26 protein-coding genes are annotated in these 26944 nt (G+C 75.4%); 14 read left to right on the forward strand and 12 right to left on the reverse strand.

Annotated elements, in window-relative coordinates:
- Window positions 1-216 precede the first annotated feature (216 nt).
- Together QRT03_RS00245 and QRT03_RS00250 are read left to right on the forward strand one after the other, a co-directional pair.
- Window positions 217-1824, forward strand: coding sequence for an Hsp70 family protein (locus QRT03_RS00245; RefSeq protein WP_286050408.1), 1608 nt, complete (start codon window positions 217-219; stop codon window positions 1822-1824).
- Window positions 1824-3833, forward strand: a complete 2010-nt coding sequence (locus QRT03_RS00250; protein ID WP_286050409.1) for an Hsp70 family protein — start codon at window positions 1824-1826, stop codon at window positions 3831-3833. Before QRT03_RS00245 ends, QRT03_RS00250 begins: the two co-directional genes overlap by 1 nt.
- Here QRT03_RS00250 and QRT03_RS00255 read toward each other — a convergent pair.
- Window positions 3830-4969 carry a lysylphosphatidylglycerol synthase transmembrane domain-containing protein gene (locus QRT03_RS00255; protein WP_286050410.1) on the reverse strand — a complete coding sequence of 380 codons (1140 nt, stop codon included), beginning with the start codon at window positions 4967-4969 and terminating at the stop codon, window positions 3830-3832. The two genes, QRT03_RS00250 and QRT03_RS00255, sit on opposite strands and share 4 nt — an antisense overlap.
- 123 nt (window positions 4970-5092) lie before the next feature.
- Window positions 5093-5560 carry a GNAT family N-acetyltransferase gene (locus QRT03_RS00260; RefSeq protein WP_286050411.1) on the reverse strand — a complete coding sequence of 156 codons (468 nt, stop codon included), beginning with the start codon at window positions 5558-5560 and terminating at the stop codon, window positions 5093-5095.
- A 64-nt stretch (window positions 5561-5624) separates the two neighbouring features.
- On the opposite strand from QRT03_RS00260, the gene QRT03_RS00265 reads away from it, so the two are divergent.
- Window positions 5625-6905 (forward strand): aminotransferase family protein, encoded by a 1281-nt coding sequence (locus tag QRT03_RS00265; protein WP_286050412.1) that lies wholly within the window; start codon window positions 5625-5627, stop codon window positions 6903-6905.
- On the opposite strand, the gene corA is transcribed toward QRT03_RS00265, so the two are convergent.
- The gene (gene corA, locus QRT03_RS00270) at window positions 6902-7942 is read right to left on the reverse strand and encodes a magnesium/cobalt transporter CorA (protein WP_286050413.1); all 1041 of its coding nucleotides are present in this window, start codon (window positions 7940-7942) and stop codon (window positions 6902-6904) included. The two genes, QRT03_RS00265 and corA, sit on opposite strands and share 4 nt — an antisense overlap.
- Window positions 7943-8004: 62 nt before the next feature.
- Window positions 8005-8535: a hypothetical protein gene (locus tag QRT03_RS00275; RefSeq protein ID WP_286050414.1), complete on the reverse strand. Its 531-nt coding sequence runs from the start codon at window positions 8533-8535 to the stop codon at window positions 8005-8007.
- A gap of 94 nt (window positions 8536-8629) precedes the next feature.
- On the opposite strand from QRT03_RS00275, the gene QRT03_RS00280 reads away from it, so the two are divergent.
- Window positions 8630-9253, forward strand: a complete 624-nt coding sequence (locus QRT03_RS00280) for an L-threonylcarbamoyladenylate synthase (RefSeq protein ID WP_286050415.1) — start codon at window positions 8630-8632, stop codon at window positions 9251-9253.
- A 3-nt stretch (window positions 9254-9256) separates the two neighbouring features.
- Here the strand turns inward: QRT03_RS00280 and QRT03_RS00285 are convergent, their stop codons facing one another.
- On the reverse strand, window positions 9257-9970 hold the full coding sequence (locus QRT03_RS00285) for a DUF4333 domain-containing protein (protein ID WP_286050416.1): 714 nt from the start codon (window positions 9968-9970) through the stop codon (window positions 9257-9259).
- Between the two features lie 146 nt (window positions 9971-10116).
- A complete protein-coding gene (locus QRT03_RS00290) occupies window positions 10117-10623 on the reverse strand; it encodes an Hsp20/alpha crystallin family protein (RefSeq protein ID WP_286050417.1) in 507 nt (168 codons plus the stop codon).
- Window positions 10624-10736: 113 nt separating this feature from the next.
- Here QRT03_RS00290 and QRT03_RS00295 point away from each other — a divergent pair, with 113 nt between their 5' ends.
- The 3 genes from QRT03_RS00295 to QRT03_RS00305 all read left to right on the forward strand — a co-directional run bounded on the left by QRT03_RS00295 (window position 10737) and on the right by QRT03_RS00305 (window position 12532).
- Complete coding sequence (locus QRT03_RS00295) at window positions 10737-10961, forward strand: hypothetical protein (RefSeq protein WP_286050418.1); 225 nt, start codon at window positions 10737-10739, stop codon at window positions 10959-10961.
- Window positions 10962-11039: 78 nt separating this feature from the next.
- On the forward strand, window positions 11040-11807 hold the full coding sequence (locus QRT03_RS00300) for a serine/threonine protein phosphatase (protein WP_286050419.1): 768 nt from the start codon (window positions 11040-11042) through the stop codon (window positions 11805-11807).
- Complete coding sequence (locus tag QRT03_RS00305; protein WP_286050420.1) at window positions 11807-12532, forward strand: HAD family hydrolase; 726 nt, start codon at window positions 11807-11809, stop codon at window positions 12530-12532. The genes QRT03_RS00300 and QRT03_RS00305 overlap by 1 nt, the downstream gene beginning before the upstream one ends.
- A gap of 2 nt (window positions 12533-12534) precedes the next feature.
- On the opposite strand, the gene QRT03_RS00310 is transcribed toward QRT03_RS00305, so the two are convergent.
- Window positions 12535-13323, reverse strand: coding sequence for an N-acetylmuramoyl-L-alanine amidase (locus QRT03_RS00310; protein WP_286050421.1), 789 nt, complete (start codon window positions 13321-13323; stop codon window positions 12535-12537).
- A 34-nt stretch (window positions 13324-13357) separates the two neighbouring features.
- On the opposite strand from QRT03_RS00310, the gene QRT03_RS00315 reads away from it, so the two are divergent.
- Complete coding sequence (locus tag QRT03_RS00315; RefSeq protein WP_486598979.1) at window positions 13358-13816, forward strand: phosphatase domain-containing protein; 459 nt, start codon at window positions 13358-13360, stop codon at window positions 13814-13816.
- Here QRT03_RS00315 and QRT03_RS00320 read toward each other — a convergent pair.
- Window positions 13813-15216, reverse strand: coding sequence for an MFS transporter (locus tag QRT03_RS00320; RefSeq protein WP_286050423.1), 1404 nt, complete (start codon window positions 15214-15216; stop codon window positions 13813-13815). The genes QRT03_RS00315 and QRT03_RS00320 overlap by 4 nt on opposite strands.
- A gap of 88 nt (window positions 15217-15304) precedes the next feature.
- Here QRT03_RS00320 and QRT03_RS00325 point away from each other — a divergent pair, with 88 nt between their 5' ends.
- The 5 genes from QRT03_RS00325 (at window position 15305) to QRT03_RS00345 (ending at window position 18415) form a co-directional block, all read left to right on the forward strand.
- A complete protein-coding gene (locus QRT03_RS00325) occupies window positions 15305-15664 on the forward strand; it encodes a YciI family protein (protein ID WP_286050424.1) in 360 nt (119 codons plus the stop codon).
- Window positions 15661-16881 (forward strand): RNA polymerase sigma factor, encoded by a 1221-nt coding sequence (locus tag QRT03_RS00330; RefSeq protein ID WP_286050425.1) that lies wholly within the window; start codon window positions 15661-15663, stop codon window positions 16879-16881. Before QRT03_RS00325 ends, QRT03_RS00330 begins: the two co-directional genes overlap by 4 nt.
- 42 nt (window positions 16882-16923) lie before the next feature.
- Entirely contained in the window at window positions 16924-17829 is a 906-nt protein-coding gene (locus QRT03_RS00335) for a helix-turn-helix domain-containing protein (protein WP_286050426.1), read from the forward strand.
- A 92-nt stretch (window positions 17830-17921) separates the two neighbouring features.
- Window positions 17922-18158 (forward strand): DUF397 domain-containing protein, encoded by a 237-nt coding sequence (locus tag QRT03_RS00340; protein WP_286050428.1) that lies wholly within the window; start codon window positions 17922-17924, stop codon window positions 18156-18158.
- The gene (locus QRT03_RS00345; RefSeq protein ID WP_286050429.1) at window positions 18158-18415 is read left to right on the forward strand and encodes a hypothetical protein; all 258 of its coding nucleotides are present in this window, start codon (window positions 18158-18160) and stop codon (window positions 18413-18415) included. Before QRT03_RS00340 ends, QRT03_RS00345 begins: the two co-directional genes overlap by 1 nt.
- 15 nt (window positions 18416-18430) lie before the next feature.
- Here the strand turns inward: QRT03_RS00345 and QRT03_RS00350 are convergent, their stop codons facing one another.
- From QRT03_RS00350 to QRT03_RS00365, 4 genes are all read right to left on the reverse strand, one after another.
- Window positions 18431-19855, reverse strand: a complete 1425-nt coding sequence (locus QRT03_RS00350) for a wax ester/triacylglycerol synthase domain-containing protein (RefSeq protein ID WP_286050430.1) — start codon at window positions 19853-19855, stop codon at window positions 18431-18433.
- The gene (locus tag QRT03_RS00355; protein WP_286050432.1) at window positions 19852-21252 is read right to left on the reverse strand and encodes a 1-acylglycerol-3-phosphate O-acyltransferase; all 1401 of its coding nucleotides are present in this window, start codon (window positions 21250-21252) and stop codon (window positions 19852-19854) included. The genes QRT03_RS00350 and QRT03_RS00355 overlap by 4 nt, the downstream gene beginning before the upstream one ends.
- Window positions 21249-23531: a glycerol-3-phosphate 1-O-acyltransferase gene (locus QRT03_RS00360; protein WP_286050433.1), complete on the reverse strand. Its 2283-nt coding sequence runs from the start codon at window positions 23529-23531 to the stop codon at window positions 21249-21251. The genes QRT03_RS00355 and QRT03_RS00360 overlap by 4 nt, the downstream gene beginning before the upstream one ends.
- 101 nt (window positions 23532-23632) lie before the next feature.
- A complete protein-coding gene (locus QRT03_RS00365; RefSeq protein WP_286050434.1) occupies window positions 23633-24622 on the reverse strand; it encodes a helix-turn-helix domain-containing protein in 990 nt (329 codons plus the stop codon).
- 187 nt (window positions 24623-24809) lie between these two features.
- Here QRT03_RS00365 and QRT03_RS00370 point away from each other — a divergent pair, with 187 nt between their 5' ends.
- A complete protein-coding gene (locus tag QRT03_RS00370) occupies window positions 24810-26942 on the forward strand; it encodes a molybdopterin-containing oxidoreductase family protein (RefSeq protein ID WP_286050435.1) in 2133 nt (710 codons plus the stop codon).
- The last annotated feature ends 2 nt before the right edge of the window (window positions 26943-26944 follow it).

A 26944-nucleotide genomic window follows, 5' to 3' on the forward strand; every position in this document is an offset into this window, starting at 1 on the left:
CTCCTGCGACCGGTGCGAGCTGACGGCGGGAACGCTAGGAACCCGCGGGCCCCGGGCCATCGGGGCGAGACCGACGACCGCGGGGGAGCACGTCGGGAGTCTGCTCACACCTGGTGTTGGGTCACAGGGGGCATGTACCTCGAATGGATTAGGGGCTTTGCCCTAGTCCGCCGTCCGACCGGCTAACCCATCACGTTCGGCAGCGATACTCCTGCCATGACCTCGCCGCGCGCCTACCGCCTGGGCATCGACCTGGGCACGACGTACACCGCGGCCGTCGTCTGTCGTCGACAGGGCCCGGGCGACGGGTGGAGCGAGCCCGAGATCGTCGCGCTCGGTACCCGGTCCGCGTCCGTCGCCTCCGTGCTCTATCTCGGGGAGGACGGTGCCGTCCTCGTCGGCGAGGCGGCCGAGCGACGCGGTCTCACCGAGCCCGACCGGGTCGTCCACCAGTTCAAGCGCCGCATCGGGGACGACGTCCCCCTCGTCGTCGGCTCCGCGGTCCACACCGCGCACGACCTCGCGGCGCGCCTCGCCCGGTGGGTCGTCGACCGGGTCGCCGAGCGCGAGGGCGGCCCGGCCGACGCCGTGGCGGTCACGCACCCCGCCGCCTGGGGCGGCCACAAGCTGGAGCTGCTGGCCGGCGCCCTGCGCCGGGTCGGGCTCGACGACGTCACGTTCCTCCCCGAGCCGCAGGCCGCGGCCGTCGCCTACTCCGCGCGGCAGCGCGTGGACGCGGGCGGGGTCGTCGCGGTCTACGACCTCGGCGGCGGCACCTTCGACGCGGCCGTGGTCCGCCGGACCGCGGCCGGTTTCGAGCTCCCCGGCCGCGCCGAGGGGATCGAGCAGCTCGGCGGGGTCGACTTCGACGACCGCGTGTTCGACCACGTCCGCGACGGCATCGGCGCCGCGCTCGACGAGCTGGACGTGTCCGACCCGGACGTCCTGGCCGCCGTCGCGCGGCTGCGCCGGGAGTGCGTCGAGGCCAAGGAGGCACTCTCGTTCGACACGCAGGCCACGATCCCCGTGATGCTGCCCGGCGTCCGGACGACGATCCGGCTGACCCGGGTCGAGTTCGAGGCGGCGATCCGGGGATCGATCGACCACACCGTCGACGCCCTGCGGCGCACGGTGGACTCGGCCGGGCTCTCCCCGGAGGCACTGCAGGCCGTCCTCCTGGTCGGTGGTTCGTCACGGATTCCGCTGATCGCGCAGCGCATCTCGGAGGAGCTCGGGCGGCCGGTGGCCGTCGACTCGGACCCGAAGACCTCGATCGCGACGGGCGCCGCCCTGACGATCGCACCACGTCCGGCTCCGGCCTCGGGGACGGCCCCGGTGACGAACCCGGCCCCCGTCCCGACGCCGGCCGCGCCGGACGCCGACGCGGCCTCGTCGGGGATGCTCGACCTCGGCGCGCTCGCGTCACGGTCGTCCGCGGCCCCGTCCTCCCCGTCCTCCCCGGTGGCCCCTGGTCCGGCCGCGGCGGTGGCGGCGCCGGAACGCCCGCGCCCCGAGGCACCGTCCGGACCCCGGCCCGAGTTCGTCGCCGGACCCCGGGCCGAGGCGATCGCCGCCCCGGCGCGGCCGCCGGTCGGCACCCGGGCCGGCGGGCAGCAGGACGCGGCGGAGGACGAGGCGCGGCCGAACGTCCGCCGGATCGTGGTGATCGTCGTGCTCTGCGCCCTCGTCCTCTTCGGCGCCGCCTTCGGGGTCGGACTGTGGATGAAGCTGCAGCAGCAGGGCAGCACACCCGCCTCCGCCCCGGTCCGCAGCGCGCTGACCCCGTCCCCCACCTCCGGCCCGACCCTGCTGGCGAGGAACTGATGAGTACGTACCGGCTCGGGATCGACCTCGGGACCACCTACACCGCGGCCGCCGTGTGCCGCCGCTCCGGCGACGGCTGGTCCGAGCCCGAGATCGTCGCCCTGGGCAGTCGGTCCGCGTCGGTCTCGTCCGTGCTCTACCTCGGCGCCGCCGGCGAGGTCCTCGTCGGTGAGGCCGCCGAGCGGCGCGCCCACACCGAGCCCGAGCGGGTGGTCCGGCAGTTCAAGCGCCGCGTCGGGGACGACGTCCCGCTCGTCGTCGGCGACGCCGTGCACACCGCACACGCGCTCGCCGCGCGCCTGGCCCGGTGGGTGGTCGACAAGGTCGCCGAACGCGAGGGTGGCCCGGCGGACACCGTGGCCGTCACCCACCCCGCGAGCTGGGGCGACCACAAGCGCGAACTGCTCGCGGGCGCGCTGCGCGAGGTCGGTCTGACCGGCACCACCTTCCTCCCCGAGCCCCAGGCCGCAGCCGTCGCGTACGCGGCGAAGGAGCGCGTCGAGACCGGCTCGGCGGTCGCGGTGTACGACCTCGGCGGCGGCACCTTCGACGCCGCGGTGGTGCGCAAGAGCGCCGGCGGCTTCGAGCTGCCCGGGCGTGCGGAAGGCATCGAACAGCTCGGCGGGGTCGACTTCGACGACCGGGTCCTCGACCACGCGCGGGCCGGGATCGGCGCCGCCTTCGACGAGCTCGACCCCGAGGACCCGGACGTGCAGTCCGCGGTCCGCCGGTTGCGCCAGGAGTGCGTCGAGGCCAAGGAGGCCCTGTCGGCGGACACCGAGGTGACCATCCCGGTGATGCTGCCGTCGGTCCGGACGAACGTCCGGCTCACCCGGCACGAGTTCGAGTCGATGATCCGCTCGTCGCTCGACCACACGGTCGACGCGCTGACCCGCACCGTCTCCTCCGCGGGCCTGTCGGCCGACGACCTCCAGGCGGTCCTGCTCGTCGGCGGGTCCTCCCGGATCCCGCTGGTCGCGCAGATGGTGTCCGAGGCCCTCGGCCGCCCGGTCGCCGTCGACGCCGACCCCAAGACCTCGATCGCGGTCGGTGCGGTCCTGACCGTGGCGCCGCGCGCCGCGGCGCCCGCCCGGTCGGCGGCACGGGCAGCGAGCACGGACGTCCCCAACGCGGCCGCGGCCGCCGCGGCGACGTCGACGATGCCGCAGGGCGCCGCACCCGCGCGCTCGACCGGGCCCTCGTCCGGGCTGCTCGACCTCCGCTCGGCGGCGAGCACGCCGACCCCCTCGCGCCCGACCCGCACCGGCCCGCCGTCCACCCCGGTCCCGGCGACCGGGCCGGGGTCGTCCCGGTTCCCGGCGGTCGGGGAAGGCCGGACCACCCGCATCACGACGGGCCCCGGGTCGGGTCGGATGCCCGCGGCACCGATCGCGCCGGCGGGTTCGCGGAGCGGTCCCGGGTCCGGCTACTTCGCGGCCCCCCAGGGCCCGGCGCCCGCCTCCACGCCGTTCCGCTCGCCCGCGGCCGACGACCGGACCACCGTCACGCCCGGGGGACGCACACCGCCGCGCCCGCCGGTCGCGGCGCCGGCGGCCCTGCGGGAGGAACCCGCCGCGGAGCAGCCGGAGACGGTGCCCCGCTCGCGGACCCGACTGCTCGTCACGGTCGCGGCCGCCGTCGTGGTCGTCGCCGCCGCGACCACCGGGGGCGTGGTCTACGCCCGCAACGCGTCCGTCTCGGCCACGGTCGTGCCGCCCGCGCCGACCACCAGCGAGGTCGTTCCCGCCGTGGTGGCCCCGCCGGCCGCGGTCGTCGAGGACCCGTCGACGGGCGGGACCGGCAGCAGCGGCGGTACGGGCGGGAGCGCCGGCTCCCGCGGCGGGTCGTCGTCCGGGGGCTCGGGCTCCTCCTCCGGCGGCTCGTCCGGGGGTGGCCACCACGGCTCGACGACCACGACCACGAAGCCCACCTGGAAGCCCGAGGGCACCCCCGAGCCCTCGAACGTCCCGACCCCGGACAACGACGCGGGCTCGGGCTCCGGCAGCTAGCGGGGCCCCACCGTGTCGCCGCGGGTGCGCACCGACGGGAACGGGAGCGTGTGCACCTCGTCGGCGTCGCGGTCGTCGGCGTCGCGGTCGTCGAGGGGCTGCTCGTCCACCCCGCCACGGGTGTGGACCCAGAGCCACGCGAGCCAGCCGGAGGCGGCGACGCCGACGAAGCTCACGAGGCGGTAGAGCAGGACCGCGGCGAGGGCGGGGTGCGACGGCACGCCCCCGGCCACCAGCGCGGCGAGCAGCGCCCCGTCGACGAGACCGAGCCCGCCGGGCAGGAAGGCGATGCTCGACGCGGCCGTCGCCGCCGCGTAGGCCACGAGGACCAGCGAGAGCGTCATCCCGTTGGCGCCGACCGCCACGCAGCAGGCGGCGAGGCAGGCGATGTCGAGCAGCCAGTTCGACAGCGCCGACAGGCCGACGACGACGCGGCCCCGTCCGTCCAGCTCGATCAGGGCCAGGCCCTCGATCTGGGCGACGAGCTCGGGGACGCCGGTCTCCCGCGGACGCCGACGGATGCGGTTGACCAGCCGCAGCCCGGCGGCGCCGGCGGCGGTGATGAGCCCGGGACGGCGGCTGACCACCACGATCAGCGCGCCGAGCGCGACGACGCCGGCGAGCTGGAGCAGCTGCGGGCCGAGCGTGGTCGCGCGCCCGTTGACGACGAGCGCGGAGCCGACCGCGATCCCGGCGAGGGCGAGGCTGGCGGCGACCCCGCCGGCCACCATCGTCCACGTGGTGATCGGGCCGGAGGCGCCCCAGGCCCGGCGCTTGCGGAAGGTGTAGGCGGTGGAGAGCGCCGCGCCCCCCGGCAGGGTCAGGTGCAGCGCGTTGGCGGCCAGGGTCACCAGGACGACCGCCCGGAACCGGACCCGGACCGCCGCCGCCCGCAGCAGGCGGTGGTGCAGCAGAGAGAACGCCACGATCGAGCCCGCCTCGCACGCGACGGCGAGCACGACCCACCGGGCGTCGGCACCGACGAGCGCCGCGCCGGCGGCCTCGATCGTCGGGAGGATGAGGTAGCCGCCGACCGCGAGGGCGGCGAGGACGACGACCCCGACGGCGACCCGCGCGGTGGGCCGTGACGCGACGCGCCGGACCCGGCCGATCACCTCGCCCGTCGTCACCGTCACGTCCTCCACTGTCCTCCATCGGCCGCGTCCCCGGCACGCGGGGTGTCGAGCGTCGCGGTGCGGATTAGCCGATCGGAGGCACCGTCACACCCGGATTCCACCGTGGCCGACGGGGCGTACGTCTCACGTCAGCGCACGCACCCACCACCACGTCGCGGCCTCCCGCTCGCGCGCCGGATCGCGGACGAAACCGCACCTCACGAGCACCGTGGTGGACGCGTTCGGCCCCGGCGCGGTCCGCGCGAGGACCCGGACGAGCCCGGCCCGGCCCGCCCGGTCGACCCAGCTCCGCACCGCGGCGGTCGCGATCCCGCTCCCCCGGCACGCGGGCGCGACGTGGTAGCCGACCTCCACCTCGCCGTCGACCGGGGGCCCGGTGAAACCACCCATCCCGACGACCTCGCCGTCGCGGACGAGCAGGTGGGTCAGCCACCGCGGGTCGACCCCGCCCTCGAGGGCGTCGACCGTCGGTTCGAGCGTGCCCGGTTCGTCCCAGCCGTCGACGAGGACGAGCCCGAACCGCTCGCCGAAGGCCTCCGGCTCGAAGGCGAGCGTCACCGCCTCCTCGACGGTCATCGGCCGGACGTCCACGACGAGAGACCGTAGGGCGCGCGGCGGGGTTGGCACGCGGCACGGCGGGGACCACCATCGGACCATGGGATCCCTCTGGCACCCGTTCTCCGACATGGCCGCCGTGCGCGAGCACGAGTTCGTCGTCGACCGCGCCGAGGGCGCGTGGGTGTACGACGAGGCCGGACGCGCCTACCTCGACGGCTGCGCCAGCCTCTGGTACGCCAACGCCGGGCACGGCCGCACCGAGATCGTCGAGGCGGCGATGCGGCAGATGGCGAAGCTGGAGGCGTACTCCTGCTTCGCCGACATCGCGAACCGCCCCGCCCTCGAGCTCGCCGACCGGCTCGCCGGCCTCGCCCCCACGGGGCCGGACAGCAAGGTCTTCCTCGGCTCCGGCGGCGCGGACGCGATCGACACCGCGGTCAAGATGGCCCGCGCGTACTGGCAGGCCCGGGGCGAGCACCAGCGGGTGCACGTCGTCTCCCGCGAGACCGGCTACCACGGCACCCACGGCTACGGGACCTCGATCGTCGGCATCCCCGCCAACCGCGAGGGCTGGGGCGTGCTCGCGGGGGAGAACACGGTCGCGCCGCAGGACCTCGAGGGCGTCGAGAAGGTGTTCGCCGACGTCGGGCCGGAACGGATCGCGGCGTTCGTCATGGAGCCGGTCACCGGGGCGGGCGGGGTGCACATCCCGCCGCCGGGCTACGTCGAGGGCGTCGCCGAGCTGTGCCGGCGGCACGACGTGCTGCTCGTCATCGACAGCGTGATCTGCGGGTTCGGCCGGCTGGGGACGTGGTTCGGGATCGAGCGGTTCGGCGTGCGGCCCGACCTGGTGACCTTCGCCAAGGGCGTGACGTCGGGCTACCTGCCGCTCGGCGGGGTCCTGGTGTCCGCGGCGGTCGCCGAGCCGTGGTGGACGACGCCGGGCGAGCGGACCTTCCGCCACGGCCCCACCTACTCGGGGCACCCCACGTGCTGCGCCGCCGGACTGGCCACGCTCGACGTCTACGAGCGGGAGAACCTGATCCCGAAGGGGCAGGAGCTCGAGACCGCCCTCGAGGCGTCGCTCGCCCCGCTGCGCGAGCACCCCTACGTCGCCGAGGTGCGGTCGGGCTTCGGCCTCCTGGGAGCGGTGGAGCTCACCCCCGAGGTGCTGTCCTCGGTCCCCGACGCCCCGAACAAGGTGCTCGCCGGCGCCCGGGCGGCCGGGCTGCTGGTGCGCGGGCTCGGCAAGGGCGTGGCGGTCTCGCCGCCCCTCACCGTGACCGACGAGGAGATCCGGCTGCTCGGCGAGGGCATCCGGGCGGGCCTGGACGCGCTGCCGGTCGAGGCGCCGGTCCCCAGCGCACCCGGTGCCTAGAGCCAGCCGCGGCTCTTGAACACCACGTAGAGCACCACGGCCGCAGCCACCATGAGTCCCAGGGCGAAGGGGTAGCCGTAGGTCCAGGAGAGCTCGGGCATGTGCTCGAAGTTCATGCCGTAGATGCCGCCGATCATCGAGGGCGCGAAGATGATCGCGGCCCAGCTCGAGATCTTCTTGACCTCCTCGCCCTGGGCGAGGCTGGTCTCGGACAGGCGCTGCATCTCGTCGTTCTGCCGCTGGCCGACCAGCGAGGCGTTGACGCTGAGCAGCCGCTCGAGCAGCTGCCGGAACCCGTCGGCGGCCTCCACGCAGGACTCGACGTGGTCCGCGACGTCCCGGAGCCCGCGGTGCAGCTGGACCGACGCGGCGTCGTCCTCGGTCTCGGTCAACAGGGTGCGCATCATGGCGCGCAGCGGGTCGGTGGCGCGCTGGAACTCGATCACCTCGCGGGAGAGGTGGTAGATGCGCCGCGACACGTCCGGGTCCCCGCCGAACACCTCGGTCTCGATCTGGTCGATGTCGCGGCGCAGCTCGGAGACCACCGGGGCGTAGTCGTCGACGATCCGGTCGAGGATGCCGTAGAGGACCGCGCGGGGACCGAGACGCAGCAGCTCGGGGTCGGCCTCCAAGCGGCGGCGGACGTCGGCGAGGTCCGGGGTCTCGGCGTGCCGCACCGCCACGACGAAGTCCGAGCCCAGGAACAGGTGGATCTCGCCGACCTGCACGTCCTCGTCCTCGTCGACGTACCAGGCGGGACGCAGGACGACGAACTCGACGTCGTCGTAGCGCTCGATCTTGGGGCGCTGGTGGGCGTGCACCGCGTCCTCGACCGCGAGGTCGGGCAGCGCGAAGTCGCGGGCCACCTGGGCGATCTCGTCGTCGTCGGGCCGCAACAGGCCGATCCAGGCGAAGTCGGCCCGACCGCGCCCGTCGAGCGACTCCTCGTCGCGCAGCACGCCCAGCGTGCCGTCGAGGGTCTCGGGCTCGGACTCCCGGTGTCCGGCCCGGTAGACCGCGTTGTCGACGACGCTCATGCCGGCCCGAGTACCCGACGACGGGCCGGGGTACGACCGGCCGTCGGCGAAAACGTCCGGTGTCAGCGGATCGGGATGACCTGGGTCTGGCCGGCGGGCGGGACGGGTGACGCGTCCGCGGCGTTCGTGCCGGAGGCGATCGGGCGGGTGCTCGTGCCCGAGGTGGGGGAGTCGGGGTTCGCGACGGCGGGTCCGGCGCTCGCGGCGGCGGGGTCGGAGGTCGCGGCGGCCCCGTGGCCCGTGTCGGTGGACCTGCCGACGTCGGTGATCGCGTCCTCGCCGGTCGCGTCCCCGTCCACGGAGGAGTCGGAGTCCTCGTCCGACGGGAGGAGTCCGGCGTCGACCAGCGCGTCCCGCACGGTCTGCTGCGCGTCGGCCCGGGCGTCCGCCGCCTTCTCGCGGGCGTCGGACGTCGCACCGTCCGAGCCGTACGCGTGGCCGTGGGAGCCGTGGTGCGAGTCGGACCCGTCGTCGTGGGCGAGGGCGGTGCCCGCCCCGACCACCCCGGTGGCGGCGACGGCCAGCGTCGTCGTCGCGATCCGCGCGACGGTGGTCGCGCCCGTGTCGGTCGATCGGGCCGTGTGGGCTCCCATGTCTGCCTCCTGCTCCCGGGTCACGGTTGCATCACGGGCTATCCCGACCCGGTCGTGGCTACACGTCCGGGGCCGGACGCCTACGCTGCGGAGGGTGGCCAGGTTCTACGACGTGCACCCCCGGAACCCGCAGCGGCGGGTGATCTCGCAGGTCGTGGCGCTGCTGCGCGACGGCGGCCTGATCGTCTACCCGACCGACTCGGGTTTCGCGCTGGGCTGCCGGATCGACGCCCGCGACGCGGTCGAGCGGATCCGGGCGATCCGCCACCTCGACGACCGGCACCACTTCACGCTGGTGTGCCGCGACTTCGCGCAGCTCGGGCAGTTCGTGGAGGTCTCGAACCCGGTGTTCCGCGCGGTCAAGGCTGCGACCCCCGGGCCCTTCACCTTCATCCTCCCGGCGTCGCGCGAGGTCCCCCGCCGGCTCGCGCACCCGAAGAAGCGCACCGTCGGCGTCCGCATCCCGGACAACGCCGTGACCCGGGACCTGCTCGACGAGCTGGGCGAGCCGCTGCTGTCGAGCACGCTGCTGTTCCCGGGCGAGAGCGAGCCGCCGACGGAGGGCTGGGAGGTCGCCGAGCGCCTCGAGCACCAGGTCGACGCCGTGCTGGACTCCGGCGACCAGGGCAAGGAGCCGACGACGGTCGTCGACCTCTCCGGCCCCGAGCCCGAGATCGTCCGGCAGGGCGCCGGCGAGGAGCGGGAGTGGCGTTGGTGAGGCTCAGGCGCGGGTGATGTCGAACTTGACGTCACGCCCCTGGACGCTGCTCACCGTCGCCCGGAGGTTGACCGGCTGACCGTTCTCGGTCGCGGTGCACGTGATGGCGGCGCCGACGGTCGCGGGCAACGGACCCGGGCACCGCACCGTGCCGGCGACCGCGGGGACCGTCTGCTCGATCGTCGACTGGACGCGGTCGGCGGTCAGGTCCGTCGACGGGAGCCAGCTGGTCGGCACGCCGACGGTGAGCGCCACGACGAGGGCGGCCTCGGCCAGCGTGAGCAGCAGCCCGATCACGATCGCGGCCGTCGCGGCGCCCCGGCCGGTGAGCCGCTCCGGCGGGCTCTGCTCGAAGGCGGCCGTCGACGAGGCCGTGATCCGGCGGCGGGCCACGATGCCGAGCACGAGGCCGACCGGCGCGACCAGCACCGCGAGCACCACGGCGACGACGGCCAGGCGCGACCGGCGGGCGGGCGGCGACGGGGCCGTGCGGTGGGGCCCGCCCGGCCCGAACACCGACTGCACCGGGGGTCGCGGCGGCGGGGCGGCGAACGTGCCCGACCCGGGACCGGTCACGGGGAACGGGCCCGTGGGCGGCCGGGGCGGCGGGGGGCCCGGGCGCGGCGGCGGCGCACCGCGCGGCCCCGGCGGCGGCCCGGGGTACGGCCCGCGCTGCGCGGGGCCGGGGCGGCCGGGCGGCGGGGCCTGCGGTGGCATGGGAACTCCGGGCGGGTCGGACGGCCTGTGCCGGGATCGTAGCGAGCGGCGTCGCCGACGGGCAGCGCTCCGGCGGGGCCGGACACGACGACGCCCCGCAGGACGGTGTCCGGCGGGGCGTCGTGCAGGATCAGGCGTGCAGGAGATCAGGCCTGCGGCGTGCTCTCGTCCGACGACTCCTCGGACGAGGTGTCGGACGGCGTGCCGCCCGCGATCTCGATGCGGCGCGCCTCCGGCGTCACGGGCTGCGGCGCGACGTGCGCACCGGCGACCCGCACCGTCAGCACCCCGGCGTCGTACGACGCGCTCACCGCGTCGGCGTCGACGTGGCGGGGCAGGGAGAAGCTGCGGCGGAACGAGCCGCGGCGCGACTCCCGGACGCCGTCACCCTCGTGCTGCTCGCGGCGCTCGCCGGCGATCACGAGGCGGTGCTCGGCGACCTCGACGGTGACGTCGGAGGTGACGTCCACACCGGGCAGCTCGACGCGCACGACGGCGTCGTCGCCGTCCCGCACGACGTCGGCGGCCGGCACGTACCAGGCGGACTCGGACGGGCGCGGGGCGGCGAAGGAGCCGCGCACGAGCGCGTCGGCCACGCGGAAGGGGGCGAAGGGGCCGACGAAGCGGGGGCCCCAGTAGGTCAGGGAACTCATGATGGTCCTCCTCGGACTGCGAAGGGAGCCCGGCCTTGCGGGCTACTGACTCCTGCAACCTGAGTCGGGTCCGCTCAATTCCCGCCTCCGCGAGATTCTGGGACCCTGGCGCCATGAGCGAGACCGGCCCGGAGATCACGCCCGACTACACCGCCGACGGGGTCCCGACGTTCGACTTCGTGCGGGACCGCATCGAGCAGCGGGCGGCGACCGCCGAGGGCGCGGGCGAGCTCGACGCCGCGACCCCGGAGGGACAGGACCTCGCGCAGCGGGAGGCCGACCGCGAGGAGGCGGCCCGCGCGAAGCTCGAGGAGATCCGCCGCAGCCTCGAGGGCTGACCCCGAGGTCTCACCCGGCGCTCAGCCCGCCCACAGCCTCCGCGGCCACCGTGGAGGCACGAGGCGAGGAGGCCGGCGATGACCGTGACGACGACGACCCCGGGCACGAGGACCCGTGGCACCCGGACGACACGCAGGACGGACTGGTCCGCGGCCGACGCCCGCGGCCCGCGCCGCCACCAGGCGGACGCCGCCGCCGGGTTCACCGGCCGGGACGGCCGCCGGGCCGTCGCGGTCGCCGACGGGGTCGGGGACTCCCCGGCCGCCGCACGGGCCGCCCGCATCGCGGCCGACCACGCCGTCCGCACGGCGGTGCTCGACGGGCGCGCCGACCTGGCGGTGCTCGCCGCCCGTGACGTGCTCCTCGGCGCCGGCCTGCCCGGCGACGCCGCCCTGACCGTCGCCCTCGGCCCGGACGCCCGGCTCGCGGAGCCGACGTGGACCGTCGCGTGGGTCGGCGACGTCCGTGCCCTCGCGGTCGTCGACGGCCGTCCGCAGCCCCTCACCCGCGACCACAGCGTCGGCGCCGCGATGCGTGCTGCGGGCGTCGAGGTCGCCCCGCGGATGGACCACGTCCTGACGACGAGCGTGCGCACCGTCCGCGGGGCCGTCGAGATCGGGCTCACCGTGATCGCCGAGCCCGACGCGCTCGTCCTGGCCACCGACGGCGTCCACCGGGCGTTGGACCCGGACACCCTGGCCGGGCTGTGCGCCGCCGTGCCCGCGGCGCACCTGCCCCGGGCGCTCGTCGCCGCCGCGACCGCGGCCGACACGCACGACAACGCCACGGCGCTGGTGGTCGTGGCGGGAGCACGCCCCGTGGTGCCGGAGCCGCGTCGGGGATGATGCCCGCCGTGCGCGCCCTGTTCGACCTCACCGCCGCCTACGAGCCGACCGACGCCCAGCGCCGGGACCCGGTGCCCGCCGTCGAGGCGGTGCTGTTCGACTTCTCCAACACGCTCTTCCACATGGTCGACACCCCCACCTGGCTCCTGGCGGTGGGCGACGCGACCGGGCGGGAGATCCCGTTCGGCGCCACGCTGGACGCCCTGGCCGAGGCCGCCGCCCGCCCCGACGTCGCAGCCGCCCAGCAGGGACGGGACCTCTCCGACGCCGCCCACCGCGACGCGATGCGCACGTGGTTCGCCCAGGTGCCCGTGCTGGCCGGGATCGAGGACGTCGCGGTCGACGTCCTCCGCGCGCCGGGGACCTGGATCCCCTACCCGGACACCGCCGCCGTCCTGACCGCGCTGGCCGACCGTGGGATCCGGGTGGGCGTGGTGTCCGACATCGGCTGGGACATCCGCACCCACGCCCGCGCGGCCGGGCTCGAGGACCTCGTCGGGACCTGGGTGCTCTCCTGCGAGCTGGGCGTCGAGAAGCCGGACCCCGCGATGTTCACGACCGCCTGTACCGCGCTCGGCGTCGACCCGCGCGCGACGCTGATGGTCGGTGACAACCCGGGGCGCGACGGCGGGGCGGTGGCGGTGGGCTGCCGGACGTTCCTGCTGCCGAGCGAGTTCCGCCTCGGCGAGCGGGGACTCGGGGCCGTGACGGCCCTGCTCGGCTGACGTCAGCCGATCATCGACGCCAGGGCGGCGGCGAACCGCTGCTGCCCCGCGGGCGAGCGCGCGAGCGCGGCGTCGTCCGGGTTGCGCAGGTTGGCGCACTCGACGAGGACCGTGGGGACCGTGGCGAGGTTGAGCCCGGCGATGTCGTCGCGGGGATCGAGCCCGTCCCGGCCGATGTAGGTGGCCGGGGTGAACCCGGCACCGCGCATCCCCGTGACGGCGGCCGCGGCCAGCGCCCGGGCCGGCTCGCGCTGGGCCTCGTCCAGCGGCGGCGACGAGGTGAGGACGTGGAAGCCGTGCCCCCGCGGCGCGGCCCCGTCGGCGTGCACCGAGATCACGGCGGCCGCCCCGGCCCGGGCGCCCGCCGCACCACGTTCGTCCACGCAGGGGCCGACGCCGGTGTCGTCGTCGCGGGTCAGGACGACCCGGAACCCCCGGCCCCGCAGGAGCTCGGCGAGGCGCTGCGAGACCGACCACGTGAAGGCGTGCTCCGGGTAGCCGTCGGCGGTCGACGCCCCGGTGGTGTTGCACGGCTTCGTCCCGCCCCGCCCGTCCGGCACCGGGCGCCCGATGGCCGCCGCGGCGCCGGCGTTGCCGCCGTTGTGGCCCGGGTCGATCACGATCGTCGCGCCCGGCGGGACCGCGAACGTGCCCGGGCGTGCGGGCGCCGCGCTCGTCGGAGGCGCCGCGGCGGGAGCCGGCGGCGGGACCGGCTGGGCGGGCGCGCTCCCCGGCCCGGCGCAGGCGGCGAGCACGACGACCAGGGCGGCGACCAGCACGGCGCGGGACACGGGCGTCGATGGTGCCCGACCGGCCGTGCGGACGGTGGGAGCGCACCGCCAGGATCCGCCCCATGGAGGAGGTGCTGCTCTGCGACGTCGACGGGACGGTCGCCCTGCGCGCGGACCGGTCCCCGTACCCGGGCCCGGACGGCGAGCTCCGTCGGGCGAGGACCTCCCGCACCTCCCCGTGCTCCGGGTCCTGGACGACCTGCGCCGCTCCACCCCGCGCGTGGTGTTCCTGTCCGGGCGGACGGAGGCGGCGCGCGTGCCGACCGAGTGGTGGCTGCACGCCCACGCCCTGGGTGGTCGGGAGTGGCCGGAGCTGTACCTGCGCGCGATCGGGGACACGCGGCCCGACGACGTCGTCAAGCGCGAGCTCTACGAGCGGCACGTGGCCGGACGGTTCGCGGTCCGGCTGGTCCTCGACGACCGTGACCGCGTCGTCGCGATGTGGCGCTCGCTCGGGCTGACCGTGCTGCAGGTGGCCGACGGCGACTTCTAGGCGGCCGCGCGGCCCCGGAGCGCGGTGAGGGCGCCGAGCACCGCCACGACGCCCATCCCGCCGTAGAGGAACGTCGCCGACGACGCCGGGTCCGCGCCGCCGAGCGCCACCGCCACGCCCGCGAACGAGGCCCCGAGGGCGACCGCGAGCATCTGGACCATCGTGATCGCCGCCGAGGCCCGGTCCCCCTCGGCGTCGTCCGGGTCGTCGTCGGCGTCGTCCGCCGAACCGGTCGCCATCGCCCCCGCCGTGAGGTGCGGCCACGCCACCCCGACCCCGAGGCCCGCGAGGACGAGGCCGAGCGCCCACCACGCGACGCCGCCCGAGGTCTGGGTCACGGTCAGCAGCGCGAAGCCGACGACGGTGAGCAGCGGCCCGGTCCCGACGGCGAGGCGTCCCCGGCCGACCGAGGCGCTGGTCAGCTCGCCGACCACCCACCCGCACGCGAGCGCGACGCCGAGGAAGCCCGCGGCGAGCGGGGAGAGCCCGCCGAGGCGCTGACCGAACAGCGGGACGAAGGCCTCCACCGCGGACACCCAGATCAGCACCGCCGCCGTCACGTAGACCGCGGCCAGGGGGCCGCCCCGGGTGTAGGTCGCGAGCGGGAAGACCCGCGCGGCGCCCGGTCGACGCTCGTGGCGCACGAGTCCGCCGAGCAGCAGCAGCGCCACGACGAGCCCGCCCGCGGCGACGAGGATCCCGCGGGTGCCCACCCCGGACCCGGACACCGCGAGGCCGGAGACCGACAGCACGGCCGCCGCGGCGCCGACGAGCACGACGGAGAGCACCGGGAACGCGGTCCGCGCCCCCGCCGCCCGCGGGGCCGCACGGCGCAGGCCCGTGGGCACCGCCACCGCGACGAGCAGGGTGACCCCGACCATCGTCACGAAGGCCCCGCGCCAGATCCCCGCCTCGGCGAAGACCCCGCCGAGGACGGGCCCGACGAGCAGGCCCACCCCCCACATCGCGGAGATCGCCGCACTGCCCCGGGTCCACAGTTCGCGCGGGAGCGCGGTCCGGAGCAGCGCGTAGGCCAGCCCGGCGAGCAGCCCGCCACCCGTTCCCTGGACCGCCCGCCCGACGAGCAGCACCGCCATCGACGGCGCCACGGCGTCGATCGCCGTGCCGAGGCCGAAGGCGAGCAGGGCCAGCAGGTAGGCCCGGCGCGCGGACCACGCCGCGAGCGCGCGGCCCGTCAGGGCGGACGTCACCACGGCCGGCAGCAGGTACACGGTGACGACCCACGAGTAGAACCGCTCGCCGCCGATCTCGGCGATCGCGGACGGCAGGAGGCTCGCCGTCACGTAGGTGTCCACGGCGAACAGCAGCACCCCGCCGCAGAGGACCCCCACCGCGCCGCGGCGCCCCGGGGCCACCAGCCCCGCCCATCCCGTCGTCATCAAAGTGCTCCACGTCACACTGGTCGTCGTCGATCCGGGGCGGTCCCGTCCGTGGAGAGGATGACCACCGACCCCGGGGAGGCACACCGTGACGCAGTACCTGCTCGCCATCCAGCAGCCCGACGATCCGACCGACCCGGAGCCGCAGCGCCCCGACGACGAGACCCTCGCCCGCATCATGCGCGACGTGGAGCAGGTCCGCACCGACATGCGCGACGCCGGGGTCTGGGTGTTCTCGGGTGGGCTCGCCGCGGCGGCGAGCGCGACCGTCGTCCGCACCCGCGGCGACGAGGTGCTGCTCACCGACGGGCCGTACGCCGAGGGCAAGGAGCACATCGGGGGCCTGACGATCCTCGACTGCGCCGACCTCGACGAGGCGTTGCATTGGGCCGGCCGGCTCTCCCGGGCGATCCACCCGCTGCCCGTCGAGGTGCGGCCGTTCCAGTGAGCACCGCGGAGGTCTTCGCCGCCGAGTACGGCCGGTGCGTGGCGACCCTCACCCGCCTCCTCGGCGACATCGACCTCGCCGAGGAGGCCGTGGCCGACGCGTTCGCGGTGGCGGTCGAGCACTGGGCCGGGGGCGTCCCGCCCAACCCCGGCGGCTGGATCGTCACGACCGCGCGACGGCGGGCGATCGACCGGATCCGACGGGAGAGGGCGCGGGAACCGAAGGAGGGGGACGCCGTGCGGCTGCTGGACGACACCGGTCCCGACGAGGACCACGGTCCCATCGAGGACGACCGGCTGCGGATGCTGTTCACCTGCTGCCACCCCGCCCTGGCGGCCCCCGCGCGGGTGGCGCTGACGCTGCGCCTGCTCGGCGGGCTGGAGGTCCCGGCGATCGCGCGGGCGTTCCTCACCGCGGAGCCGACGATCGCGCAGCGGATCGTGCGGGCCAAGGTGAAGATCCGCGACGCCCGCATCCCGTACCGGGTCCCGCGGGCGGCCGACCTGCCCGACCGGCTGGCGTCCGTGCTCGCGGTGATCTACCTGATCTCCACCGAGGGGCACACCGGCACCACCGACCCGACGCGGCCCGACCTCGCCGCGGAGGCGCTCCGCCTCGCCCGCCTGGTCGCCGACCTCATGCCCGACGAGCCCGAGGCGCTCGGCCTGCTCGCCCTGCTGCTGCTCACCGAGGCCCGCCGGCCCGCACGCGTGGCCGACGACGGGTCCCTGGTGCGCCTCGACGACCAGGACCGCTCGGCCTGGGACGCCGCGATGATCGCCGAGGGACACGAGCTGGTGCGCCGCTGCCTGCGCCGCGACCGGCCGGGCCGCTACCAGCTGCAGGCCGCGATCAACGCCGTGCACACCGACGCGGCCCGGGCGCAGGACACCGACTGGACGCAGATCCTGGCGCTGTACGACCAGCTCGCCGTGCTCGACCCGGGGCCGGTCGTCGCCCTGAACCGCGCCGTCGCGCTCGCCGAGGTGCACGGCCCGGCGGCCGGCCTCGCCGTCGTCGACACCCTCGACGCGCCGCGGTACCACCTGCTCGACGCCGTCCGGGCGGACCTGCTGGACCGGCTGGGGCGGCACGACGAGGCCGGGGCCGCCCGCGCCGAGGCGCTGGGCAAGACCGACAACCCCGCCGAGCGGGCGCTGCTGCGGGACGCGGGCCGTCGGCCGCGACACGTTCGGAAATCCTCCCGCGGCCTGTAGTCTCCTGCGTTCGGACCGTCACCGAACCCGGAGGACACCGGCGTGGCCGAGAAGGCTGTCGAGGAGCCCGAGGGCTCCGACGTTCCTGGCGGTCCGGACGACCCGGGGCCGACGGCCCGGCGGATCATCGTCGGGGCCCAGCTCAAGCGGATGCGCGAGCACGCCTCGGTCACCCGCGCCGCGGCGGGTTACCACATCCGCGGCAGCGAGTCGAAGATCAGCCGCATGGAGTCGGGCAAGGTCGGCTTCAAGCGCCGCGACGTCGACGACCTGCTGACCCTCTACGGCGAGGGCGACACCGACCGTCGCGCCCGGCTGCTCGACCTCGCCACGCAGGCCAACGAGGCCGGCTGGTGGCAGCGCCCCGGCGAGGCCGTGCCGGACTGGTTCTCCGAGTACGTGGGCCTCGAGTCGGCGGCGGTCCGCATCCAGACCTACGAGCTGCTGTTCGTCCCCGGTCTGCTGCAGACGGCCGACTACGCCCGGGCGATCGTCACGCGCGGGCGCCCCGACGAGGCCACGCCGACCCACGAGGAGCGGGTCGACGTCCGGATGAAGCGCCAGCGCGTCCTCGCCCGACCGGACGCCCCTCGGCTGTGGGCGGTCGTCGAGGAGTCGGTGCTCCACCGGCCGATCGGCGGGCACGCGGTCCTGGCCGCCCAGCTCGAGCACCTCGCAGAGATGTCCCGGCGCCCGAACATCACGCTGCAGGTCCTGCCCTCGGAGCTCTCGGGCTACGGCAGCGAGGCGGCGTTCACGATGCTGCGCTTCGCCGAGCCCGACGTCCCCGACATCACCTACATCGAGGGCCTCACCGGGGCGCTCTACCTCGACCGTCGCGCCGAGGTCGAGGAGTACTCGCGGTCGATGGAGGAGCTCACCATCGACGCGTTGAGCCCGGACGAGACCCGCAGCCTGCTCGCCAAGCTCCGCACGGGCCTCGACTGATCGTCGGACGAGAGCTTCTGCACATGCAGACGGCTCTCGCCGGTGTTAGCGTCATCCGCACTGCACGGCTCCAGCGCGGACGGGACTCCACCATGCACACCACGGCCTCGCGCCTCGCCGGCGCCGCCTGGCGCCGCAGCCGGCACAGCGGCAAGCAGGGCAACTGCGTCGAGCTCGCCCCGGCCGACCGTGCTGCCGCCGGACACGTGGCCGTGCGCAACTCCCGCTTCCCCGACGAGCCGGCCCTGCTGCTCACGCGCACCGACCTCGCCGCCCTGCTCTCCGAGGTCCGCGCCGGACGGTTCGACGACCTCCTCGAGGGCGCGTGATGGGATGCCCGCTGCCGGTCGACCGGGCGCACTGGCTCACCTGCGCCCTCGACGGACGCGACCACGCCGTCGTCGAGGCCGACCCGCACTCCGGTGCCCACCTCGCCGCGTGCGCCCGCACGGTGTGGGCGTCCTCGCTGGCCAGCCCGCCCGCCTCCCGGTGCCCGGACTGCGCCGGCGTCACGGGGGAGGGGCGGAGCGTCGAGCGGCGCGCCTCGACGCTGCTCGACCGGCTACGCGGGCCGCGCACCGCCTGAGCGGAGGCCGTGTCCTCAGGCGTGCAGCGTCGGGTCCGGCGGGGCCTCCGGTCCGAGGGACAGCACCTCGACGAAGCCTTCGACCAGGCATCGACCGAAGAGCTCGCGGTCGGTGATCGCGGCCGGGTCGATGTTCGCGCCCACGCAGCAGACCTCGCCGTGGGTGAGCATCGTGATCATCGCCGCGCAGCCGGGCCGCGGCGCGTAGGGGTACACCCGCTCCACCCGCGCCCCCGCGAGGAACACCTCCTCGCGGATGCCCGGGACGTTCGAGGCCTGCAGGTCGTTGCCCTTCGTGATCCCCCCGGCCACCGCGGCGATCACGGAGCCGGGCAGCCGGGAGAGCAGCGGCGACACGAGGCCCACATCGTCGGCGGCGGGCTCGGCGCGGCCGCGGGCGACGTCGGCCGCGATCCGGGCCATGCGCGCCGCCGGGTCCTTCTCGTCGATCCGACCCGCGAGGCGCAGCGAGGCGATCCGGTTGCCGCCGGCATCGTCGTCGTCGGCGCGCAGCGACACCGGGATGGCCATCCGGATCTCGTCGGTCGGGGCGCCCATCGCCTCGTGGTAGAGCCGGAACGCGCCGAGCAGGGCCGCGACGTAGGCGTCGTTGACGCTGCCCCCGCCGGCCTTCGCGGCCGCCCGGAACGGCGCGAACGGCAGCTCCAGCGCCACGAACCGCCAGTCCGGTCCGCGCTCCGCGAGCAGCGGCGACGCCGTGCCGCCGGGGTCGCCGATCACCCGGATCGCGGACAGCCCGAACGCCACGGCCTCCCGCGCCCTCGCGATCGGGTCGCGCAGCGCGGCCCCCACGGCGCGCACCATGTGCACCGGCACCGAGGCGAGCGCCTCGGCGTCGTGGCGGACCTGCCGACCGAGCGCGGTCCACGGGCCGACGCCGTCCCCGGTCGGTGGGTCGGGCTGCGGCTTGTCCGGATCGGTCTCGCGGTGCCGGTTGAGGAGCCCGGAGAACAGCTGCACGCCGCCGAGGCCGTCGGTGGTGGCGTGGTGCATCTTCAGCAGGTACGCCGCCCTCCCGTCGGGCAGGCCCTCGACGAGGAGGGCCTCCCACGGCGGGCGCTGCCGGTCGAACGGGGTGGTGGCGAGGTGTTCGGCGGCCTCCAGCACGCCGGACCACCCGGTGCCCTCCGGCACCCGGACCCGGCGGACGTGCCGGTCGAGGTCGAAGTCGGGGTCGGCGGCCCACACGGGGGTGCCGAGTCCCAGCGGTGGCTCGACCACCCGCTTGCGGAACCGGGGCACCATCCGGGTCGCCCAGTCGTGCGCGGCGACCAGGCGGGGCCAGTCCGGCGACGAGTCCAGGGCCGCGACGGCGACCATCGTCGAGCGCAGGGCGGGATCGGCCTCCGCGCGCCACATCAGCGTCTCGAAGGGCGACATCTCGTCGGCGTCGGCCCACGACATCGGGGTCTCGGTCATGGCTTCTCCCCCAGCCCCAGCGTCTCCAGGAACAGGCCGCGCACGTGCGCCACGTGATCGTCGAGAGTCTCGACGCTCCAGTCGTCGGTGTCGATCGGCGGGTGCACGACCGCGTGGACCGTCCCCGGCCGCAGCGTCCGGTCGTGTCGCCACATCAGCTCGCCCGCGTTCTCCAGGACGATCGGCACCATCGGCACGCCCGCCTGCATCGCGATGTGGAAGGCACCCTTCTTGAAGGGCCCCGGCCGCGGGGTCGCCGACCGGGTGCCCTCGGGGGCCATCAGCAGCGACATGCCGCGGCGCACCTTCTCGACGGCGGGTCGCAGGGCCTCGCGCGCCTGCCGGGTGTTCCCCCGGTCGACGAAGGCGACGTCCGCGAGCGCGAAGAGCTGCCCGAACAGCGGGATGGTCCGCGCCTCGGCCTTCGCCACGCCGGTGAAGTCGTGCCGCAGCATCGTCATCGCGACGATCGGGTCGAGCTGGCTCTGGTGGTTGAAGACGAAGACGGCCGGACGGTGCGACCAGAGGTGCTCCGCGCCGTCGACCTCGATCTCCACCCCGGCCACCCCGAGCGCCAGCTCCGAGGCGAGGGACCCGGCGAGGTTGACCGCGTGGTGGCGCGATCCGCGCAGCACACCCGCGCCCATCGCTGCCGCGGTCGCCGCGGCGAAGCCGCCGTAGAAGGCGACCGTCCCGCCGATCGCGTCGACCGGGGGGACCGAGCCGCGCGGAGCGACGGGCAGGGCGGGGTGGACACCGTCGCCGTCCCCCACCACGCTCGGGTGCGCGACCAGGTCGAGCAGCGCCCGGTCCTCGGCACCGGCGTAGAGGAAGGCGAGCCCGAGGTCGACGTCGTGGTCGTCGGCCCAGCCCACCACGGCCGCCGCGGCGTCCGGGCCGGCGCACACCGGCGAGCCCAGCCCGGCGACGGTGTCCCCGTCCAGCGAGAGCCGGGTGGTCACGACGTCGTCCGCACCCAGGTCCGCGGCGATCGGGTCGATCTCCGCACGCGTCGCCCGCGAGACCAGCACGAGCCGGTGCCCCCGTCCGGCGTGCCGGACGGCGAGCCGCCAGATCTCCGGACGCATCCAGGACGCGGTCGTCGAGCGGAAGAGCCGCCGGCCCTCCTCGACCACGTCGTCGAGGGTCCGGCCACGGTGGGACCGCACGACCCGCTCGACGTCGGCCGACGTCACCGTCCCCGGCCCGCCGAGCCCGGCCCGGACGTCCGCGACGAACCGCGACCAGACGCCCTCCGGGGCGACCAGGGGCGTCATCGGGCTGCCGGCGAGCAGGCCGTCGTCCACGACGACGAAGGCCGTGACCGTCTCCCCCGCGGGCATCGCGTCGATCCGTGCGGCGAAGGCCGCCTCGGCCGGCGTGGTCGGGGTCGTCATGCCAGCAGCTCCTCGGTGAGGCGGTCCTCGAGCCGGGCCAGCTCGCCCAGGCGGCCGCGGACCTCGTCGATCTCGTCCCTGAAGGCCTCGCGGCGGGCCGCGACGTCCTCCGCCCCGGCGTCGAGCAGGCCGCGGTTGTCGGCGAGGTCGAGCGCGGCCGCGTAGAGCTCGGTCGACACCGAGTCGGGCCGCACGACCCGACCCTGGCGCAGCATCTGGCGGCCCAGCCCGAGGCACTCGCCCGGGAAGGCCTTCCGGTCCACCTCGTCGTCACGACCGAGCCCGGCGAGCCGGGTCGCCACGACCCACTGGGCGTCCACGAACGACCGGAGCGCCCGGGGCGCGACCAGGAACCGGGTCTCCCGGAGCAGGTCCCCCGGATCCCGCTCCCGCCACGCCGGGTCCATGAGGTCGGCCTCCGCGGTGATCTCGTCGGAGAACCGGCGCTTCGGCGGGAAGAAGAACTCGAACTTGAGCAGGTCGCGCAGGGCGAGCGCGTCGTTCCAGGCGACCTCCACCGGATCGGTGCCCGCAGGCGCCCGCGAGGCCGCGAGCAGGCCGAGCTCGGCGACCGCCCGGTTGACGAAGTGGTGGATCGCGCCGTTGCGGTAGAACGCCGCGACGCGGTGGCGCCCGTCGCGCACCGACCACACCGGCTCGTCGCCCCCGGTGTAGCGCTCCACCACCTCCCCGGAGACCAGCCGCTCCAGGGTGCGGGAGAGCCCGCCGTCGTGGAGGCCCTCGCGGGGACCGGGCCGGCCGAGGGCGTCGAGGTGGTCGAGCAACGGCGCGGTCGACACCCGGATCTGCTCGTGGGTCAGCGCCCGTCCACCCGTCCCGAGCAGCGCGAACGTCACCAACGCCGTCGGGGTGGCCGGGGTGGCGCGGTTGATTCCGTCGCAGATGGAGAAGGCGACCTTGTCGAGACGGTGGGGCCCGTCGCCGGCCTCGGCCAGGGCGTCCGCGAGGGAGAACGGCTCCCCGAACCGCACGCGGGCGTGGCCGCGGTTGCGGGCCTGGCCGCGGATGTAGCGGGCCATCCACCCCAGCCCCTCGGCGGACTTGTCCTGCCCGCCCTGCTCGGCGGCCATCGCGTCGAGCTCGTAGAGCCGGTCGTAGACGATCGAGGTCGGCACCAGCTGGGCGTCCGCGGCGCGCCCGTCGTCGAGCGCCCCGGCGAGGTAGGACAGCAGGCCCATGCTCGGACGCCGCAGCTTCCCGGTGCGCGAGCGGCCGCCCTCGACGTACCACTCCAGGTTGAAGCGCTTGGTGACGAGGTGGGCGATGTACTCGCGCAGGGCCAGCCGGTAGACCGGGTCGTCGCCGGAGGTCCGCCGGATGAAGACGATGCCCGCCCGCTTGCCGAGCGGGCCGATCGGCCAGAACGCCATGTTGTTGCCGCCGAGCACGGTGTTGCGCGGCAGGTCGTGGTCGCGGAGCACCTCGGCGAGCACGAGCGGATCGGCGTACGAGCGGTGCGTGGGCAGGAAGACCAGGGGCGAGGTGCGGTTGAGCTCCCGCAGCGGCTCGATCGTCTCGGTGTCCACCTCCACGTCCCAGGCGGACGCGTGCATCGGCGAGAGCGCCGTGCGGAACGCGTCGATCGAGAGCGGGTTCTGCACGGCCGCGAGGTCGGCCAGGCGGCCCCGCATCTCGTCCAGCACCTCGTCGAACGGGCGGCCCTCCCGCTCCGCGAGCGCTCGCACCTTCTCCCGGATCGCGGTGGAGGCCAGGATCTGCTCCACCACGAGTCGCGGCACCGTGTAGTGGTCGCCGATGACCGCGCGCTCGGCCCGCTCGCAGGAGAGCACGCCGGCCCGGTGGACGAAGGCGGACAGGGCCTCCTCCCGCGCCTCGTCATCATGACGGCGGGCCAGGTCGTCCAGCGTCGCCGGCTCGCCCGCCACGACCTGCACGCGCTCCGGGGCACGCCTGGCGAGGCGCCGCTGCCAGAGCGCGGGCGGGCGGCGGTGTCCGAACAGGGCCAGCAGGTCGGACGGCTTCGACCGCTCCGGCGGCGCGCCGGTGCCGTCGGCCCACTCGACGGCCCGCGTCGGCGGCAGCCAGGTCACCCGGACCGGGACGACCCTGGTGTCCGGCGGGGCGTCGGCCAGCACACGGTCGAGGTCGTCGGCGGACAGGCAGACCGGGGCGCCCGGGTGGTGCCGCGCGGCCCAGTCGGCGATCAGGTCGCGCTCCGGCGCGGTCCGGGCCGCGCCGAGGACGACCACCCCGCCGGCTCCGGTCGTCGGGCTCTCGTCCTGGACGTCCACGGCCATCGTCGGCTCCCTGACCCGGGTCGAGGACGTCGACCGGCGCGGCGGCCACCGTCGGCCGCGCGGAGAGTTGTTACCCCGGTCACGCAGCGGCGATGCCGTGGTCAGACGGACGGACCGAACCCGCCGCGGCGCCGGTAGGCGCCGGGGGCCTCGTGGAACTCCTGCTTGAAGCGCCGGCTGAACGAGGCGAGGTCGGCGAACCCGCAGGCGTGCGCGATCTCGGTGAGGCTCGCGTCGGCGGCGCGCGGGTCGAGCAGGCGGCGCCGGGCGAGTTGGAGGCGCCGGCGACGGATGAGCGCACCGACGGACAGGTCGTCCTCGGCGAACACCCGGTGCAGCGCACGCACGGAGATGAAGTGCGCACGGGCGATGCACTCCGGCCCCAGGTCGGGATCGGCGAGGTGCTCGGTGACGTAGTCGTCGACGCGCTGCCGCAGGTCGGCGGAGCTGGCCGGCGAGAGGACCTCGTCGCGGCGCAGCGACTCCCCGACGGCGGTACCGAGCAGGGCGGCGAGCTGGCCCGCGAGCCGCCCCCCGGCGGCGTCGCTGAGCTCGGGCGGCGAGGTCGCGGTCTCGGCGAGCGCGTGCCCGACGATCATGCCCAGCCGGTCGTCGCCGAGCGCCCGCGCGGTCGCGGCCCGGGAGACGTCGGCGCCGAGCGCGACGAGCTCGCGCGGCCAGGTCAGCACGTTCAGCGTCCAGGGCCCGTCGAAGTGCCAGACGAAGGGCCGGTCGGTCTCGTAGACCGCGTAGCGACCCGGCGTCAGGACCGCCTCCCGGCCGTCCTGTTCGAGGACGGCCCGGCCCCGCGTGATCATCCCGACCTGCAGGTAGGTCCGGGGGTCGCTGCGCACGAGGCGCTCGGTGCGGCGAGCGCTCTGCGGCGCCGAGCTCACGACGGCGGCCGAGAGGTGCCCGACGAGCGTGCTGCGCACGGAGCTGCGGATGCCGTCGTCGACGTCGGAGACGTCCAGCGACACGAAGTGCTCGCGGAGCAGGTCGTTCCAGCGGCCCAGCCCGTCCGCCGTCTCCACGGCAGTGCCGTGCCCGGGCTCGGCGAACGGCCCGACGGGGTGGATGGCTCGAGTCATGGGCGGGTGCTTCCGGTGGTGGTCGTCCGACGCTATGACCGCGCTCACGCGCCCGCAAGGCGCGCGACGTTGCCGTCGCATCTCCGCCCGGTGACACGAGCCTGGCGCGGAGTGACAAGCCCGCTGCGGTCGCGGGGGCGAGCATCGCCGTCACGACCGGCCTCCCTACCACCACGAGGAGTGCACCGTGACCGCTCTGGACCTGCCCCTCACGCCGACCACCACCACGGTCCGCGCCGCCTGCCCGCACGACTGCCCGGACACCTGCGCCATGCTCGTCACCGTCGAGGACGGCCGCGCCACCAAGGTCTCCGGCGACCCGGAGCACCCGATCACCCGCGGCGGGCTCTGCGTCAAGGTCAACAACTACCCGGACAAGACCTACAGCCCGGACCGCGTGCTGCACCCGATGCGCCGCACCGGCCCGAAGGGCACGGGTCGCTTCGAACGCATCTCGTGGGACGACGCGCTGACCGAGATCGCGACCCAGTTCAAGGCCCGCATCGCCGAGCACGGGCCGGAGACGGTCATGCCGGTCAGCTACCTCGGCAACCAGGGCATCCTCAACGGGCTCTCGGTCGGCGACGCGTTCTTCCACCGGCTCGGGGCCACGATCACCGAGCGGACCTACTGCGACTCCGGCTCGTGCACCGCGTACGCCGCGACGATCGGGGCCACCGCGGGCGTCGACCCGGAGAGCTTCGTCCACTCCCGCTACATCATCATCTGGGCGTCGAACACGATCTCGACCAACCTGCACCTGTGGCCGCTGATCGCCGAGGCGCAGAAGCGCGGCGCGAAGGTGGTGTGCATCGACCCGGTCAAGCACCGGACGGCGCAGCGCGCGGACTGGTACATCCCGATCCGGCCCGGCACCGACAACGCGCTCGCACTCGCGATGATGCACGTGATCATCGCGGAGGGCCTGCACGACGAGGCCTACGTCCGCGACCACACGGCCGGGTTCGACGAGCTCGCCGAGCGCGTCGCGCAGTACACCCCCGAGTGGGCGTCCGAGGAGACCGGCATCCCGGCCGAGGACATCCGCACCCTCGCCCGTGAGTACGCGACCACCGACCCCGCGGTGATCCGCATCGGGGTCGCCATCGAGCGCCACGCCGGCGGCGGTCAGACCGTCCGCTCGATCGCGTGCCTCCCCTCGCTGGTGGGCGCCTGGCGCCACGTGGGCGGCGGACTGCTGCAGCTCCCGCTCTGGGCGCACCCGGTGAACTGGCCCGCGTTCATCCACCCGGAGATGGCGACCCCGGGCACCCGGGTGGTCAACCAGTTCCTGCTCGGGCAGGCCCTCACCGGCCAGCTCGACCTGGACCCGCCGATCACCGCGTTGATGGTCTACAACTCGAACCCCATGGTGGTCTCCCCCGAGCAGGAGAAGATCGCCGCGGGGCTGTCGCGCGAGGACCTGTTCACGGTGGTGAGCGACCACTTCCTCACCGACACCGCCCGCTACGCCGACATCGTGCTGCCCGCGACGACCGCGCTGGAGCAGCACGACATCATGTTCAGCTGGGGCCACTTCTACGTCACGCTGAACGTCCCGGCGGTGGCGCCGGAGGGCGAGGCGGTCGCGAACACGGAACTGTTCCGCCGGCTCGCCGCCGCGATGGGCTTCGAGGACGAGTACTTCACGCTCACCGACGAGCAACTGCTCGAGCAGGCCTACGACTGGACCGCGCCGGCGATGGAGGGCATCACGCTGGCGTCGCTGCGGGAGACGGGGTGGGCGCGGCTGAACCTGCCCTCGCCCGACGAGTACCGGCCCCACGCGGAGGGCGGCTTCCCGACGCCGTCCGGGAAGACCGAGTTCCGCTCCTCGGCCCTGGAGGCGGCCGGCAACTTCGTCGTGCCGCTGTTCCGCCAGCTCTACGAGGAGTTCCAGCCCGGGGGCACCGTCGACCCGCTGCCGCACTACATCCCGCCGCGCGAGCGCAGCGAGGTCTACCCGCTCAACCTGCTCTCGCCCAAGTCGCACGCGTACATCAACTCCAGCGCGGGCGACCAGGCGATGCAGAAGCGGGTACAGGGTGAGCAGACCGTGACGATCCACCCGGACGACGCCGCCGCCCGCGGCATCGACGAGGGGAACTACGTCGCGGTGACCAACGACCGCGGGCGGTTCGTGGCGCTGGCGCACCTCTCCGAGGAGGTCGCACCGGGCGTCGTGGTCTGTCCCATGGGATCGTGGGCGAAGAACGCGAAGGAGGGCACCACCGTGGCCGCCGTGAACCCGTTCGTCTTCGCCGACCTGGGTAATGCCCCGACGTTCTCGGACACCCGCGTCGAGGTCTCCCCGGTCTGATC

Source organism: Actinomycetospora termitidis (assembly GCF_030286555.1).
In the GTDB taxonomy this organism is placed as follows: domain Bacteria; phylum Actinomycetota; class Actinomycetes; order Mycobacteriales; family Pseudonocardiaceae; genus Actinomycetospora; species Actinomycetospora termitidis.